The 14998-nt window shown below is 65.4% G+C and carries 14 protein-coding genes; 7 read left to right on the top strand and 7 right to left on the bottom strand.

Annotated elements, in window-relative coordinates; genetic code table 11:
* Positions 1-132: 132 nt before the first annotated feature.
* From BLU88_RS01825 to BLU88_RS01835, 3 genes are all read right to left on the bottom strand, one after another.
* Positions 133-2643: a GcvT family protein gene (locus BLU88_RS01825; protein ID WP_092009506.1), complete on the bottom strand. Its 2511-nt coding sequence runs from the start codon at positions 2641-2643 to the stop codon at positions 133-135.
* Positions 2644-2721: 78 nt separating this feature from the next.
* Positions 2722-4236 carry a flavin reductase family protein gene (locus BLU88_RS01830; RefSeq protein ID WP_092009508.1) on the bottom strand — a complete coding sequence of 505 codons (1515 nt, stop codon included), beginning with the start codon at positions 4234-4236 and terminating at the stop codon, positions 2722-2724.
* On the bottom strand, positions 4233-5453 hold the full coding sequence (locus tag BLU88_RS01835; RefSeq protein ID WP_231939702.1) for an aromatic ring-hydroxylating oxygenase subunit alpha: 1221 nt from the start codon (positions 5451-5453) through the stop codon (positions 4233-4235). The genes BLU88_RS01830 and BLU88_RS01835 overlap by 4 nt, the downstream gene beginning before the upstream one ends.
* A 255-nt stretch (positions 5454-5708) precedes the next feature.
* Between BLU88_RS01835 and BLU88_RS01840 the strand changes: the two genes are divergently transcribed.
* Together BLU88_RS01840 and fdhA are read left to right on the top strand one after the other, a co-directional pair.
* The gene (locus tag BLU88_RS01840; protein WP_092009513.1) at positions 5709-6641 is read left to right on the top strand and encodes a LysR family transcriptional regulator; all 933 of its coding nucleotides are present in this window, start codon (positions 5709-5711) and stop codon (positions 6639-6641) included.
* 221 nt (positions 6642-6862) lie between these two features.
* A complete protein-coding gene (fdhA, locus tag BLU88_RS01845) occupies positions 6863-8077 on the top strand; it encodes a formaldehyde dehydrogenase, glutathione-independent (RefSeq protein WP_092009515.1) in 1215 nt (404 codons plus the stop codon).
* A 126-nt stretch (positions 8078-8203) separates the two neighbouring features.
* Here the strand turns inward: fdhA and BLU88_RS01850 are convergent, their stop codons facing one another.
* The gene (locus tag BLU88_RS01850; RefSeq protein WP_092009517.1) at positions 8204-9403 is read right to left on the bottom strand and encodes a M20 metallopeptidase family protein; all 1200 of its coding nucleotides are present in this window, start codon (positions 9401-9403) and stop codon (positions 8204-8206) included.
* Positions 9404-9451: 48 nt separating this feature from the next.
* Positions 9452-9961: a MarR family winged helix-turn-helix transcriptional regulator gene (locus tag BLU88_RS01855; RefSeq protein ID WP_231939529.1), complete on the bottom strand. Its 510-nt coding sequence runs from the start codon at positions 9959-9961 to the stop codon at positions 9452-9454.
* A 178-nt stretch (positions 9962-10139) separates the two neighbouring features.
* Between BLU88_RS01855 and BLU88_RS01860 the strand changes: the two genes are divergently transcribed.
* Complete coding sequence (locus BLU88_RS01860) at positions 10140-11555, top strand: MFS transporter (RefSeq protein ID WP_269457684.1); 1416 nt, start codon at positions 10140-10142, stop codon at positions 11553-11555.
* Positions 11556-11591: 36 nt separating this feature from the next.
* Positions 11592-12149, top strand: coding sequence for a dihydrofolate reductase family protein (locus tag BLU88_RS01865; protein WP_092009521.1), 558 nt, complete (start codon positions 11592-11594; stop codon positions 12147-12149).
* A 55-nt stretch (positions 12150-12204) separates the two neighbouring features.
* Here BLU88_RS01865 and BLU88_RS01870 read toward each other — a convergent pair whose 3' ends face one another.
* Positions 12205-12540: a winged helix-turn-helix transcriptional regulator gene (locus tag BLU88_RS01870; RefSeq protein ID WP_197678175.1), complete on the bottom strand. Its 336-nt coding sequence runs from the start codon at positions 12538-12540 to the stop codon at positions 12205-12207.
* Between the two features lie 67 nt (positions 12541-12607).
* Between BLU88_RS01870 and BLU88_RS01875 the strand changes: the two genes are divergently transcribed.
* The 3 genes from BLU88_RS01875 (at position 12608) to BLU88_RS18455 (ending at position 14614) form a co-directional block, all read left to right on the top strand.
* Positions 12608-13390: an NAD(P)H-dependent oxidoreductase gene (locus tag BLU88_RS01875; protein ID WP_092009525.1), complete on the top strand. Its 783-nt coding sequence runs from the start codon at positions 12608-12610 to the stop codon at positions 13388-13390.
* Positions 13391-13447: 57 nt separating this feature from the next.
* Positions 13448-14233: an epoxide hydrolase family protein gene (locus BLU88_RS01880; protein ID WP_231939530.1), complete on the top strand. Its 786-nt coding sequence runs from the start codon at positions 13448-13450 to the stop codon at positions 14231-14233.
* Positions 14234-14341: 108 nt separating this feature from the next.
* Positions 14342-14614, top strand: a complete 273-nt coding sequence (locus BLU88_RS18455; protein WP_231939531.1) for a hypothetical protein — start codon at positions 14342-14344, stop codon at positions 14612-14614.
* On the opposite strand, the gene BLU88_RS01885 is transcribed toward BLU88_RS18455, so the two are convergent.
* Positions 14595-14951 (bottom strand): VOC family protein, encoded by a 357-nt coding sequence (locus BLU88_RS01885; protein WP_092009528.1) that lies wholly within the window; start codon positions 14949-14951, stop codon positions 14595-14597. The genes BLU88_RS18455 and BLU88_RS01885 overlap by 20 nt on opposite strands.
* Positions 14952-14998: the final 47 nt, after the last annotated feature.

Consider the following 14998-nt stretch of genomic DNA (forward strand, 5'->3'; position numbering starts at 1 on the left):
CCTTCGGGTACCGGGCTCTGCGGAACGAGCACTGTCCCCTCATACTTTCCCGGTCCCATCAACTGGTCAAAGAAAATCCACCATATGGAACATCGGTGTCAGGGCCGAGTGCCGCTGCGTCCGCACCCGGCATCACCCCTTGAGGCGAGTCATCTCCGGGTCGAAGAGCGGCTCGGCGGTGACCGTGGCCGGCAGCCGGCGCCCGAGGTATTCGATCTCCACGGCGTCGCCGACCCCCAAGGTGTTCGGCAGCCAGGCATAGGCGATCGACTTCCCGATCGTGTAGCCGTACGCCGCCGAGGTGACGTAGCCGTCCGCGACACTCGACCGTCCCGCACCGACCACGTACACCGGCTCCTTGCCGAGCACGACGTCCGAGGGCACGTCGAGGGTCAGGCAAGTCAGCTTGGTCGTCGCCGCAGCCGCCCGCTCGGCCAGGGCGGCCTTGCCGATGAAGTCGTCGGTCTTCGAGGCCTTCACGGCGAATCCGAGTCCGGCCTGTACCGGTTCATGCTCGCTGGTCATATCGGTGCCGAATGACCGGAACCCCTTTTCCAGGCGCATCGAGTTGAATGCTTCACGGCCTCCGGCGATGACGCCGAATTCCTCACCGGCCTCCCACAGCACGTCCCACAGGCGCGAACCGAGATCCGCTGAGGTGTAGATCTCCCAGCCGAGTTCGCCGACATAGGACAGGCGCATCGCCGTCACCGGCACACCGCCGAGCACCGCCGGCTTTGTGCGGAAGTACTTGAGTCCGGCATCGCTGAAGTCCTCATCGGTGACCTTGGCGATGACGTCCCTGGCCCGTGGACCCCACAGACCGATGCAGCAGGTTCCCGGCGTCGTCTCCCGCACGGTCACCCACTTCGACGGGTCGGCGGCCGACTGATGCTTCGCCGCCCGTGAGATGGCGGCGAGATCGATGTTCGAGTTCGCCCCCACCTGGTAGGTCTCTTCGTCGAGGATCGCGACCGTGATGTCGCTCGTGATGCCGCCGGCCTCATCGAGCAGCAGCGTGTAGCTGACCGCTCCGGGTTTGCGCAGCATCGACGACGTGGTCATTCCGTGCAGGAGTTGACCGGCCCCGGGGCCGGCGACCTCGAAGCGTTTGAGCTGGGTCATGTCGAACATCGCCACCGAGGTGCGCGTCTTCCACGCCTCGGCCGCGGCGATGGGCGAATGGAACTGATCCGCCCAGGCGTCCCTTTCCGGTGCCGCCCATTCCGCGGGCATTTCCTCGAGCAGAGCAGCGTTCGCGTCAAACCAGTGCGGACGCTCCCAGCCGGCGGTCTCGAGGAAGAACGCGCCGAGCTCCTCCTGCTGCCTCCGGAACGGGCTCGACCGCAGGTCCCGCGGTGAGACCCGGGGCTGCAGCGGGTGGATGATGTCGTAGATCTCGACGAAGTTCTGCTGCGAGGTCTCGCTGACGTAGTCGACGGTCGTCTGCACATCCTCGAAGCGGTTGAGATCGATGCCGGACAGGTCGGTCTTCGACCGTCCTTCGGCGATGAGCTCGGCCACGGCCTTCGCGATGCCGGCGCCGTGGGTCACCCACACCGCCTCGGCGACGAAGAATCCGTCGACCTGACGTGACTGTCCGACCAGCGAACCGCCGTCAGGGGTGAACGAGAAGATGCCGTTGAATCCGCGCTGGATCTGCGTCTGTGCGAGTTCGGGCAGCAGCGTCTTCGTCGCCTCCCACTCGGGTGCGAAATCGTCCGGAGTGAAGTCGAGGCTCGAGGGCATCCGTTCGTTCGTGATCTCGTCGGGCGAATAGGTCGGCAGGGTGTCGAGGTCGACGGGCATCGGGCGGTGGGCATAGGAGCCGATGCCGATCCGCTCGCCCCATTCGCGGTAGTACAGGTCCTTGTCCTGGTAGCGCAGGATCGGCGCCTGTGCACCGGCGGGCAGCTCGTTCTTGCCGATGAGCGAGGGCACCTCGGAGGTCCAGGCGAACTGGTGGCCCAGCGGCAGCAGCGGGATCGGGGTGCCGACCATCTCGCCGATCTTCGGCCCCCAGAACCCAGCGCAGGAGACGACGATATCGGCAGGGATACGGTCCTCACCAGCGATGACGGCACTGACCCGCCCGCCGGTGGTCTCGATGTCGGTGACGGTGGTCCGATCCCGGAATTCGACTCCCGCGGCACGGGCACGTTCGATGACGAGCTGCGTGCCCTTAGCGGCCAGTGCGAGTCCGTCGCCTGGGGTGAGCAATCCGCCGAAGACCATGTCCCGGTTGAGCATGGGGAAGAGCTTCGCGCATTCATCGGCGTCGATGACGTCGGCTTCGACCCCGTAGGACCGATTCCATCCGGCTCGGCGGTGCAGATCCTGCAGCCGATCCTCGGTGGTGGCGATCTCGAGTCCGCCGACGGGCAGGAACGATCTGCGCCCGTCGGCGTCCTTGAGCGAGGTGAGCTTGTCGATCGTGTACTGCGCGAACTCGGTCATCGACTTCGAGGCATTCGATGAGAAGACGAGTCCCGGGGCGTGTGAGGTCGAGCCGCCGGGGATGTTCAGCGGGCCCTGTTCGACGACGATGGTATTGGTCCAGCCCAGCTGCGTGAGTTCGTCGGCGAGGTTGGCGCCGACGATGCCGGCTCCGATGATGACGACTCGTGGTGATGTCTTCGGCACTGAGTACTCCTTGATGGTGACGATTGTGGGGACTGATTTCGCGGCGAGGTGCGGACCAGGGCCGGTCCGGCGCTCAGCTCAGGCATCGATGACGAGGTCGGTCCTCGCCGTCGAGCAGCACGGCAGGAATTTGCCAGCGTCGATCTCCCTGGCGCGGATGCCGCCCTGATGGTTCATCTCGACATCGCCGTCGAGTTTGACGACCTTGCAGGATCCGCACATGCCCTCCTGACAGTTCGCGGGGATCTTCACCCCCGCCTTCCGCGCGGCCTGGAGGACCGTTTCGTCCTCCCCGACGCAGACGTTGAGGCCGGTGCGCACGAACGACATCGTGTGCTCTCCTTGCCCCACAGTAGGCAGTGCGGCCGGGTCGACGACGGCGATTTCGTCATCTTCGACCGACTCCACCGCCGAGGCGGCCGCCCCGTTTCCGGCCGGGACTGCGGTCCCGGCGTCGGTCGCGGACTCGGGTCCCTCCTCGGCGACGTTCTCGTCGGTGACGCCGACGACCTCGATCTCGATCTCGTCCTCGACGGGCACGGTCGCCTGGGCGTCGACGGCTTCGGTCGGCGCCCCGACGGCCTCGACCGGACCGTCGGCGTCGTACTCGGGTTCGTACATGTCCAACGCGGCCGGCTGGGACTCGAAGTACTCCTCGGTCGTCGCCGCGATCTCCTCGGCGATCTCGCCGGCGATGGCGACTTCCTCGGCGTATTCGGCACGGATCTCTCGGTCGCCGGAGAAGAACTCCATGAACACCGACGTGTCGTCGACGCCGACCTCGCGCAGCATCTCGGTCGCCGAGTTGAGATACCCCTCCGGGCCGCAGGCGAAGACCTGCCGACCGTTGGCGTCGGGGACGAGCTCCTCGAGCAGCGACGTCGACAGCCGACCCGTCCGCCCTTCCCATTCCTCGCCGCAGTCCCGATCCCCGAGGCAGTAGATGACCTTGATCCGGAAATCCACGTTCGCGAGGAAATCGAGCTCCTCGGAGAAGGCGAAGGAATCGGGCGCCGCCCCGTGGTAGAGGAGGACGACATCGGCCTGGCCGGGCAGCGAGTGGACGGTGCGGACCATCGACATCAGCGGGGTGATCCCGGACCCGGCCGCGAGCAGCAGGAACCGTGCCCGCCGATCATAGTCGGCGAGGTGGAACGCACCGACCGGACCGAGCATATCCAGGATGGCGCCGGGGCGGATGTTGTCGTGCGCCCAGGGCGAGACCCTGCCTTTCGGGTCGCGCTTGATCGTGATCGAGAACGTCCACGGCTCGGTGGGAGCCGACGAGATCGAATAGCTGCGGGACACAGGCTCGGCGTTCGGTCCGTCGATGGGGAAGTCGATGTTGATGTACTGTCCCGACCGGAACGCCAGGGGCGCGCCGTCCATGCGACGGAAGACGAAGACCATCATCCCTCCCGCCTCGGGGATGGTCTCCACGCATTCGGCGGCGAACTCCTGCGGGTGCCATGGCCCCAGGGCGGTGGCGGCTCCGGCCGGCCCCGAAGCGGAAGACAGCACACGGTTCCAGGGCATCTCCAGTCCGCGCACCCGCTGAGCCAGCGGCAGCGCGGGCACAGCGGAGGATCTCATCCGACGTGCTCCCGCATCCGCTGCACGTACCAGTTGATGAAGGCCTCGACCTGGTACTCGCTCTTCATATACGGGCCCTGCTCGTAGAACGGGCTCGCCGCTCCCTGCTGGCAGAGTTCGACGAAGGCCTTGTCCTGGAGGTTCGTCTGCTTCCAGGTGTGGGTGAGCGCCTCGAGGTCGTAGTCGACGCCTTCGACGGCGTCGTCGGCGACGAGCCAGGTGGTGCGCACGAGTGTCTTCGAGGCACTGATCGGGAACGCCGCGAAGGTGATGACGTGATCGCCGAGGAGGTGGAACCACGAGTTCGGCTGCAGGTGCATCGAACAGCGCCCGAGGCGGAAGTCCGGCAGATCCCCGAGCAGCTTCTTCGACAGTCGGCGTCCATCGGCAGAGAAGGACTCCCCGGCACCGTCGAGCGATTCGCGGGAGATGCGGATGCCGCCGACGCGAGTGTCGAGCTCTTCGACGACCTCATAGGGCAGGCCGTAGCGGCGGCAGCGGTACTCGAGGGAGGCCTGGGCCTGCTGATTGCGACCCCAGACGTCTTCGAGGTGCGGCGGGATCGTCTCGTCGGTCAGTCCCCACGTCGGGAACAGCGAGCACGCGAGCTCGGGGTGGCCGTCGCAGTGATAGCACTCGCGGTTGTTCTCCATCACGAGCTTCCAGTTGCCCTCTTCGACGATGTTCTGCTGAAAAGCGACCTTCGTCTTCTCCAGCTCGTGCGGGGCGATATAGGGTTCGAAGATCTTCGCGGTCTCGTGGAAGTCCGTCGGCGGCTCTTCGGCCAGGCAGATGAACACGAGCCCGGCGGCGATCTTCCCGTGTGCGCGCTTGAGCGCATAGCAGGACTTGTCGAAAGTCATCTCTCCCGGCGCCGAGGCGTGGATGAGGTCGCCTTCGGGCGAATAGGTCCACGAGTGGTAGCCGCAGACGAGGTTGCCCGTCGTTCCCTGCGGATCGGTGAGGACTCGTGCCCCGCGGTGGCGGCAGACGTTGTGGAGGACGTTGACGCCGCCGTCGTCATTGTGCAGGACGATGAGGGAGTACGGACCGTAGTCGACAGTGACATAGTCGCCCGGCTCCGGGATCTCGGCGACGCTGCAGGCGAAGACCCAATGCCGACCGAAGATGGCCTGCATGTCGAGGTTGAAGAGGTTGGGGTCCGTGTAGAACGGCGCTTCGAGCGAGAAGCCTGCCCGACGGGTGTCGAGCCGGATGCGGGTCTCGTCGAGCTTCTCCTCGGTGAATCCCGCGGGGAAGCCCTTCTTCGTCGGCGCCAGGTTGGTAGCGGTCAATTCTCATCTCCCTTGATGTCTGCCGATCGTGGTTTCGCAGCGCCGCGTACGCCGTTTCGACCACTGTCCTCGAGCTCGGTGAGCTCGATCACGGATGACACACTAGCGAGCTTCACACTGCAGGAAAAGCGCGAGATTCTGTTTCGTATCATGCGGAATCAATGCATAATCGTGGTCATGATCGATCCGCGCTTGACCACCCTGCGCACCTTCGCCGAATGCGGCACCATCGCCGCCACCGCAGAGCTCACCGGGTACTCCCCATCGGCGGTGTCCGGGCAGCTTCGGGACCTGCAGCGTTCCCTGGGCATGACGCTGCTGGCCAAGGACGGACGGGGCCTGCGACTGACGTCGACCGGCCGCTACCTGGTGCGCCGGTCGGATGCATTGGCAGCGGTGTGGGAGGACATCCGGGCCGGCGCCCTGAGTGCCGGAGACCAAGCTCCGACTCGCTTCGGCATCGGAGGATTCTCGACCGCCTCGTCGAACCTCCTGGCACCCCTGGCCGCGAAGCTGCGCACCGGTCGACCGGAGGTCCGCGTCCACGTGGTCGAGGCCAGCCCGACCCGCTGCTTCGAACTGCTCGTCGCCGAGCGCATCGATCTGGCCGTCATCGTGTCCATGCAGGGCCATGTGCAGGTCGAAGAGGATACGCGCTTCGAAAGCGTCGACCTCCTCGACGACCCGCTCGACGTCATGGTGCCCTCCGATCACCCCGTTGCAGGTCGGGAGTCGGTGACGCTGAGCGAACTCGCGGGAGAGGAGTGGATCACGGCAGGCCCGGGATCGCCCTATCACTCGCTTTTCATCGCTGCTTTCACGGCGGCGGGGGTGACCCCATCGGTGGCACACGAGTCGGCCGAGTGGGAGACCTCGGCAGCCCTCGTCGGGGCAGGCATCGGGGTCAGCCTGCTGCCGAGACTCGCGAGCCTCGCCGGCGAAGACAACGTCAGCCGTGTTCGGCTGACCGGATCCGGCCGACTGAGCCGGAAGATCATCGCCGCCATGCGGACAGGCAGCCGCCGGTCGCCTCTCATCCGCGATTCGCTGCAGCATCTGCGCACAACCTCCCAGTACATCCTCTCGACTCGCCTGCGCGAAGACTCCTGACGCACCGCCGCACGTCGACAGCCCTCGTGCCTCGCGAAGAAGCGCCTCCGCTCTCCCACCCCGGAAGCTTTCCTCGAACGGGGGTTGACAGAGTTCTCCAACGGCGGCGAGACTGCATCTAAGTCTGATGTCAGACTGATATGTCAACGATGACGATGGGCTGCCGTCCATCGCGCTGACATGTCGAACTCCCACGCTTTCGCACCCATGGAGGCTCAACGATGAGCAATAAGGCAATCAGCTATGCAGGCCCCGGGAAGGTCGAGGTCATCGACACCGAGTACCCGGAATTCGTCCTCAAGGACGGGCCTGGGGTCAACCCGGCGAACGTCGGCCGCAAGGTCGATCACGGCGTCATCCTCAAGACGGTGGCGACGAACATCTGCGGCTCCGACCAACACATGGTCCGGGGCCGCACGACTGCCCCGGAGGGTCTCGTGCTCGGCCACGAGATCACCGGTGAGGTCGTCGAGGTCGGCCGGGACGTCGAGTTCGTGCGTGTAGGCGACCTCGTCTCGGTGCCGTTCAACATCTCGTGCGGCCGCTGCCGCAACTGCAAGGAAGGCAAGACCGGCATCTGCCTCAACGTCAATCCCGACCGTCCGGGGTCGGCGTACGGCTATGTCGACATGGGCGGCTGGGTCGGCGGTCAGGCCGAGTACGTGCTCGTGCCCTATGCCGACTGGAATGTCCTGAAATTCCCGGACAAGGATCAGGCGATGGAGAAGATCCTCGACCTCACAATGCTCTCCGACATCTTCCCCACCGGCTTCCACGGTGCCGTCAGCGCCGGCGTCGGTGTGGGCTCGACGGTCTACGTCGCCGGCGCGGGTCCGGTCGGAATCGCCGCAGCCACCTCGGCGCTTCTGCTCGGTGCGGCCTGCGTCATCGTCGGCGATCTCAATGAGGATCGACTGGCTCAGGCCCGCGGATTCGGGTGCGAGACGGTCGACGTGTCCAAGGGCGACCCGAAGGACCAGATCGAGCAGATCCTCGGCGAGCCGGAGGTCGACTGCGGAATCGACGCCGTCGGCTTCGAGGCCCGCGGACACGGCAAGGACGCCAGCCACGAGGCGCCGGCGACGGTGCTCAACTCGCTCATGGACATCACCCGGGCAGGCGGCAGCCTCGGCATCCCCGGCCTCTATGTCACCGGCGATCCGGGTGCCGCCGACGAGGCGGCGAAGGAAGGTTCGCTGTCGATGCGCTTCGGCCTCGGCTTCGCGAAGTCGCATGTGTTCGTGACCGGCCAGTGCCCCGTGATGAAGTACAACCGGGGGCTGATGCAGGCGATCCTGCACGACAAGGTCTCGATCGCGAAGAACGTCAATGCAACTCCCATCCGCCTCGAGGATGCCCCGCAGGGCTATGCGGACTTCGACTCGGGCGTGGCGAAGAAGTTCGTCCTCGACCCGCACGGCCTCATCTCCGCCTGAGGCTCTCAGACCTCACACTGAGTCCGAGCTTCTCATGGCCGAAAGCCGGGTGAAACGGTGAGAAGTGGTCGCAATCGGATACACTCAGGACCTCCTGAGCATCCGATTGCGACCACTGTTTTCGTGTCAGCTCTTCTCTTCGTCCTCCAGCCGCGCGAACGCCAGGTGGGCGAGCGCCGCGGCCTGATCGCCGAGCAGTCCGTCGTCGAACTGCACGCGCGGCGAGTGGTTCGTCTCCGCGCCCGGATCGATGCCCTCCGGCGTCGCCCCGAGGAAGACGAACGTGCCAGGGACCTTCTGCAGAACGTAGGAGAAGTCCTCGGACCCCATCCGCGGATGCTCCATCTCGACGACCCGTTCGGCTCCGAATACCGACCCCAAGCGCTCGAGTGCGACCGCCGACTCGGCGGGGTTGTTCACGGTCACGGGGAATCCCACCTGGAAGTCCACCTCGGCGGTGCACCGGTGAGCCCGGGCGATGTTCTCGGCGATCTCGGTCACCCGCTCCTGCAGCAGCGCCAAAGACTCGGCGGACAGGAAGCGGATGGAGGCGGTGAGCTTCGCCGAGTCCGGGATGACGTTGCTGGCCTGCGCGGCTTCGAGCTGGGTGACCGAAACGACGACGGGGTCGAAGATGTCGAAGGACCGGCTAGTCATCGTGTTCAGGGCCAGCACCACCTCGGCGAGAGCGGGCACGGGGTCGCGGGTCGCCTGCGGTTGGCTGCTGTGTCCGCCGGCGCCATGGATGATCAGGTTCAGGTCGGCGAATCCGGCCATGAGCGGCCCGCCCTTCGCCGTGAACCGGCCCCTCACATCGGCTTCGACGTGGATGCCGTAGGCCGCGATGACCGGGACACCGGCCGCCTCGAGCACGCCTTCGGCGATCATCGGCTCGGCTCCGCCCTCGACCTCCTCGGCGGGCTGGAACATGAAGATGATCGAGCCGGGCAGATCTTCCCGGTGAGCGGCGAGCAGGCGGGCGGCGCCGACGAGTCCGGCCGTATGCAGGTCGTGTCCGCACGCGTGCATGTTCCCGTTCGTCGAAGCGAAGTCCAGGCCGGTGTCCTCGGCGACGGGCAGCGCGTCCATGTCCCCGCGCAGCAGCACCGCGGGCCCGGGTCTGCCTCCCTTGAGGACTGCCACCACCGAGGTGAGCGACTCCCCCGTGGTGATCTCGAGTCCCAGGCCGGTGAGCTCATCGAGCACCGTGCGCTGCGTGAAGGGAAGGTCGAATCCCAGTTCCGGGTTCGCATGCAGCTTCCGTCGCAGGGAAATGAGATCGCCGAGGTGGCTGTGCGCTTCTGCGCGGAAGTCGGGGACGGACATGAACTCTCCTCAGTAACGGGTCCGGGCCAGGCGGATCGATCTCACCCCTCACACTGTATCGCCGCTAGAACGCACGGCGCCTTCGTATACGTCCAGAAAGCGATTGAAGCTGCCCAGGAAGTTCTCGGCGTCGTCACCGAGGGCATCGAGTCCAACCTGCAGCGCGGCACGTGACTTCTCGATATCACGCTCGAAGGCGGTGACGCCGTGCACGGTCGGCGAGATTCGCCGCGCCGCGCTCCCGGCCTCCCGCGAACGCTGCAGGAGTCCCTCGTTGATGGCGGCGTTGATCTGACGATTCACGGTGGACTGCTCGAGATTGAGGTCCGCGGAGATCTCCTTGAGCGTGCGGGACCGCCCATCGGCGAACAACCAGAGGATCCGCAGGTCGGCTGTACCGAGATCCATCTGGTTCGTCTGCATTCGACGAATTCGCTCGAGCCTCGTGACAAGCGCTCCCATCCTCCGCGCCGGGGGCAGGTCGGAGAATTCGCCGAGGGCCTCGTCGCTGCCGCTCCTCCGCCTCGTTCGAATCTGCGGGTTTGTACTATCGCTCATAGCTATGTATTCTACATACAAGTCTAATATGTAGATTACACATTACTTCTCCTCGGAAAGTGAGCACCGGTTGGACGACCAGACTCAGGCACATCCTCAGACTCCCAAGCACGCCCATGCCGAAACCACACCGGAGACCGAGCCGAGGGCTGCCGCGGCTCCGATCCTGGCAGTCTTGGTGCTTGGGTTCTCGAGTTTGTGCGCTTCGCTCATGCAGTCGCTGGTTATTCCGATACAGCCCGATTTGCCGCGAATGCTCGACACTTCGCCGTCCAATGCCTCCTGGGTCGTCACAGCCACACTGCTGGCCGGCGGTGTCGCCATGCCGGTCGCCGGCCGACTCGCAGACATCCACGGCCGCAAGCCGATCCTCGTGGCGTCCTCTCTCATCCTCGCGGTCGGTTCCCTCATCTGCGCCCTGTTCTCCTCGGTCGGCCCGATTCTCATCGGCCGTGTGCTCCAAGGCATCTCGATGGGCTACATTCCCGTCGCCATCAGCTTCGTCCGTGAGATCGTTCCGCCGCGGATGCGCAATTCCGCTGTGGCCGGCATCAGTGCCACACTCGGCGTCGGGGGCGGGCTAGGTCTGCCGCTGGCCGCGTGGATCGCACAGGACTACGACTGGCACATGCTGTTCTGGCTCACAACAGTGCTCGCGCTCATCATGGCGGCCCTCTCGCTCTTCGCACTGCCCCACCGCGCCCCGATCGCTCGAGGCCGCTTCGACGCCCTGGGAGCCGCCGGACTGACGTTCGGCATCGTCGGCATCCTCACCGGAGTCTCGAAAGGCAACGACTGGGGCTGGAGCGCTCCCTCGACTCTGCTCACACTCATCGGCGGCTGCCTCATCCTCCTCGGCTGGGGCTTCTACGAGGCGCGGCACCCACAGCCGCTCGTCGACTTGCGCACCGCTGTCAGACGCCCCATCCTGCTGACCAATGCCGCGGCCCTGCTCATCGGCTTCGGCATGATGGCACAGGCAATCGTGATCCCCCAACTGCTTCAACTGCCCGCTGAGACCGGGTACGGACTCGGCCAGACCATTCTCCAGGCCGGGCTCTGGATGGCCCCGGGCGGTCTCATGATGCTCGTGTTCACTCCGATCTCGAGCCGCCTGCTCACCGCGCTCGGCGGGCGCGCGACTCTGACGCTAGGCGCCTTCGTCATCGCTGCCGGCTATGTCTTCGCGGTCTTCTTCGCCGCAGCCCCCTGGCACCTCATGGTTGCCAGCTGCATCGCCTCGGCGGGCGTCGGGATCGGCTATGCGGCCATGCCCACGCTGATCCTCGAGAACTCGCCCGCCTCCGAGGCCGGAGCCGGAGTCGGGGTGAACTCGCTCATGCGCTCGATGGGCACCACCACGGCGGGAGCAGTGATGGCGATCGTCCTCACCAGCCGGACCGTGCAATCCGGCACGGTGCCCGTGCCGGATGAAACGACATTCACCATCTGTTTCAGCATCGCCGCAGCCGCAGCTGTGGCCGGGGGCCTCATCGTTCTCTTCATCCGCAGCGCCCATCACCGCACGCAGGTCATCGGATCCTCCGAGGAGTTCGGTTCGGCAAAGTCGGAACGGCTCGGCGCTGCGGAGTAGAATGGGCGGGACAGGGACTCAACGAGGAGACCTAAAGTGCGCATCATCATCACTCAGAACATCACCCTCGACGGTCGTGTCGAGATGCTCGACGACTGGTTCGATCCGCAGGCCCAGGACGAGGAGCTCTCGGCCGAACTCATGCGGCAGTCGGCGAACGAGGACGTGCTGCTGCTCGGTCGGCAGACCTTCGAGGACTTCCGCAGCTATTGGCCGAACGCCACCGATGACACCACCGGAGTCGCGGACCACCTGAATCGAGTCGACAAACGCGTCGTGTCTTCGACACTGACCGAACCGGGGTGGCAGAACACGCAGATCATCAGCTCCGATCCGATGCGTGCGGTCGCTGACCTGCGCGAGGAACCGGGTCGCGATGTCATCGTCACCGGCAGCATCACCCTGGCCCACGAACTCATCGCGGAGGGACTCGTCGATGAGTATCGGATGTTCACCTATCCGGTGTGGCAGGGCCGCGGACGCGGTTACTTCCACGACGGAGCGCACTCGGCCAGACCACCGCGCCTCAAGCTCATCGATGCGAAGTCATTCCCGAGCGGCATCACCTACTCGGCCTACGAGCCGAGCGCCTGAAGCTCCATCCGGCAGGACGAGCGCCAGGGCCCGCGGTCGGCGCTGGCCCCTGTCGTCAGTCCGCGTGCCTGGCCTCGAAGTCCTTGCCCCACTCGTTCATCGCCTCGACGATCGGCTGAAGGCTGCGTCCCAGATCGGTCAGTGAGTACTCGACGCGCGGCGGCACTTCCGGATGGACGGTACGCAGAACCAGACCGTCCTCCTCGAGCTCGCGCAACTGCCTGGTGAGAGTCTTCGTGTTCGCCAAAGGCACCAGTCGCCCGAGTTCGTTGAACCGGCGAGTTCCCTCGAGCAGATGCTTGATGACAGTGAGCTTCCAGGTGCCACCAACCGCCGAGACCGCCACCTCGACCGGGCACACCTCCATCGCGCGCCGGACCGGCAACCGCATATGCACCTCCATAGGGACAGAAATGTCCGTACTAGACGTTCGTACTCTAAGCGTTCACGATGGAGACATGCAATACGATGACACCCTTTCGACTGTCCTCTGGCTGAGCGCCCACCCCGAACCACGTTCCCTCAACGGAAGCTTGCGCACGATCGGAATCGACCATCTGCGCACACTCGGCCATACCGTCTTCGAATCCGATCTCTATGGCATGGAATGGGACCCGGTGCTGCGCCCACGCGATGTCGGCACCCACTCATCTGATCGGTTCCGCATCAGTGCCGACACCCGCACTGCACACCTCGCCGGCACTCAACCTAGCGCGATCGTCCGTGAGCAGGAGAAGCTCAGACGGGCAGATGCGCTCGTCGTCCAGTTCCCACTGTGGTGGTACGGGATGCCGGCGATCCTCAAAGGCTGGTTCGACCGAGTCTTCGTCAGTGGATTCGCATTCGGCACTGACGAGACCACCGGACGACGGCTCCGCTTCGAGCAAGGTCCTTTCACCGGCAAACGCGCATTCGTCATCACCACACTAGGAGATCGTCCGCACGCCATCGGCCCCCGCGGGAAGTCCGGCGAGCTCACCGAACTCCTCTTCGGCCTCCTGCACGGGACCTTCGCCTACACCGGCATGAGCGTCCTCGAACCGTTCGCCATTCCCAGCGCCGACCATATTGACGACTTCACACCGATCCGCTCCCGCCTCACCGACCGACTCAGCGCGCTCTTCACTGCCCCGACGATCCCCTACCGGCCACAGTTCACCGGCGAGTACACCACCGACTGGGAACTCGCACCCCACCTGCGCCCCGGAGAGTACGGCCTACGGATCCACACCGCCTGCTGACCGAGCGCTCAATACCGATCCGTCGTCCGTCGCACTATCGAAAGGCCCACCGAACCCATGAGCACAAGTGCCGTCGTACCCTTCGACCTCCACCTCCCGCAGTCCGAAATCGATGACCTCAACCGCAGACTCGCCACTGCCCGCCTGCCCGAAGCAGAGACCGTCGCGAGCCGGATACCGGCACCGGGACCTGGCCGGTGGTCCCAAGGTGTCCCGCTTACCGACCTCGTGGACTTCTGGCGAACCGACTATTCGTGGCGAAACTTCGAGACTCGGCTCAACGAGATCGGCCAGTTCCGCACCGTCATCGACGGACTCGGAATCCACTTCCTCCACCGCCGGTCCTCGCGACCCAAGGCAACCCCGTTGGTCCTCACCCATGGGTGGCCCGGCAGCATCGCCGAATATGTCGATGTCATCGACGAACTGGCCGAACCGACCGATCCCGAGGCACCGGCGTTCCACTGCGTCGTTCCCTCACTGCCGGGTTTCGGCTTCAGCGACAAGCCGAGCGGCACCGGCTGGTCGACGGAGAAGATCGCCGAAACCTGGGTGACGCTCATGAGCAGGTTCGGTTACGACCGCTTCGCAGCCTTCGGCGGTGACTGGGGAGGGGTGATCACCACGATCCTCGGCGGACGCTTCCCCGACCATCTCATCGGAATCCACACCACCTACGCCCCCGGCGTCCCCGGCGCATCGCTCGACGATCTGACAGCAGGCGAGCGTGCATGGGCCGAAGACGCTGCAGACTTCTGGGCCAATCGGGCCGCGTATGCCCATCAGCAGGCCACCCGTCCACAGACCATCGGATACGGCCTCGTCGACTCGCCGGTCGGATAACTGGCGTGGATCCTCGACAAGTTCGCCGAATGGACTGACACCCGCGACAGCCCCTTCGAGACGATCTCACGGGCCCGACTGCTCGACAACGTCTCTCTGTACTGGCTGATGCGCACCGGTGCATCCTCGGCGCGCATCTACTTCGAAAGCCACGACTCCCTCGACCCCGATCTGCGCGTCGACGTTCCCACGGCTATCACGATGTACCCCTTCGATATCGAAAGGTATCCGCGCGCATTGTCACAGCAGCGCTACCGGCGCATCGTCCGCTGGCAGGCGGCCCCGAAAGGCGGACACTTCCCGTCCCTCGAAGCACCGCACGAGTTCCTCGCTGACCTCAGGGCCGGTCTGACGGCAATCCTCACGCAGTGCCGAACATGACCTTCCGACCGTCGGGGTCCTCGACCGTGACAACGACGTCATCGACGGCCACGAGCGGAGCGCCCGTGTTCTTGATCCGTTCGAGGAACCTCGCCTGATCCGGGATCCGGAAGTACAGGTGGGTGAGATTCGACTCGGCCACAGGTGGGAACGCATAGTCGGCGAACGCCTCCGCCGAGTGCAGCGCCAACTGCACTCCCCCGGCCTCGACGACGAAATACGTGTACTCCTCATCGCCCTCGGTCGTCAGCGGCAGGTCCGCGATCTCGCGATAGAAGGCGGCGGTCGCCTCGGCGTCGGTGCAGGTGAGGAACACCCCGCGAAACGTCGATTCCATGGCCAACTCCCTTCGCTGCGGATGGCACGGACGGTGCTCCGTGCGAT

Origin of the sequence: Brevibacterium siliguriense (assembly GCF_900105315.1) — a bacterium.
Classification (GTDB): Bacteria; Actinomycetota; Actinomycetes; order Actinomycetales; family Brevibacteriaceae; genus Brevibacterium; species Brevibacterium siliguriense.

Coding starts and splice junctions, on each gene's coding strand:
- BLU88_RS01875 (WP_092009525.1), top strand. CDS start 12,608: ATGCAATACGATGACACCCTTTCGACTGTCCTCTGGCTGAGCGCCCAC.
- BLU88_RS01855 (WP_231939529.1), bottom strand. CDS start 9,961: ATGAGCGATAGTACAAACCCGCAGATTCGAACGAGGCGGAGGAGCGGC.
- BLU88_RS01880 (WP_231939530.1), top strand. CDS start 13,448: ATGAGCACAAGTGCCGTCGTACCCTTCGACCTCCACCTCCCGCAGTCC.
- BLU88_RS01870 (WP_197678175.1), bottom strand. CDS start 12,540: ATGCGGTTGCCGGTCCGGCGCGCGATGGAGGTGTGCCCGGTCGAGGTG.
- BLU88_RS18455 (WP_231939531.1), top strand. CDS start 14,342: ATGCGCACCGGTGCATCCTCGGCGCGCATCTACTTCGAAAGCCACGAC.
- BLU88_RS01850 (WP_092009517.1), bottom strand. CDS start 9,403: ATGTCCGTCCCCGACTTCCGCGCAGAAGCGCACAGCCACCTCGGCGAT.
- BLU88_RS01885 (WP_092009528.1), bottom strand. CDS start 14,951: ATGGAATCGACGTTTCGCGGGGTGTTCCTCACCTGCACCGACGCCGAG.
- BLU88_RS01830 (WP_092009508.1), bottom strand. CDS start 4,236: ATGAGATCCTCCGCTGTGCCCGCGCTGCCGCTGGCTCAGCGGGTGCGC.
- fdhA (WP_092009515.1), top strand. CDS start 6,863: ATGAGCAATAAGGCAATCAGCTATGCAGGCCCCGGGAAGGTCGAGGTC.
- BLU88_RS01840 (WP_092009513.1), top strand. CDS start 5,709: ATGATCGATCCGCGCTTGACCACCCTGCGCACCTTCGCCGAATGCGGC.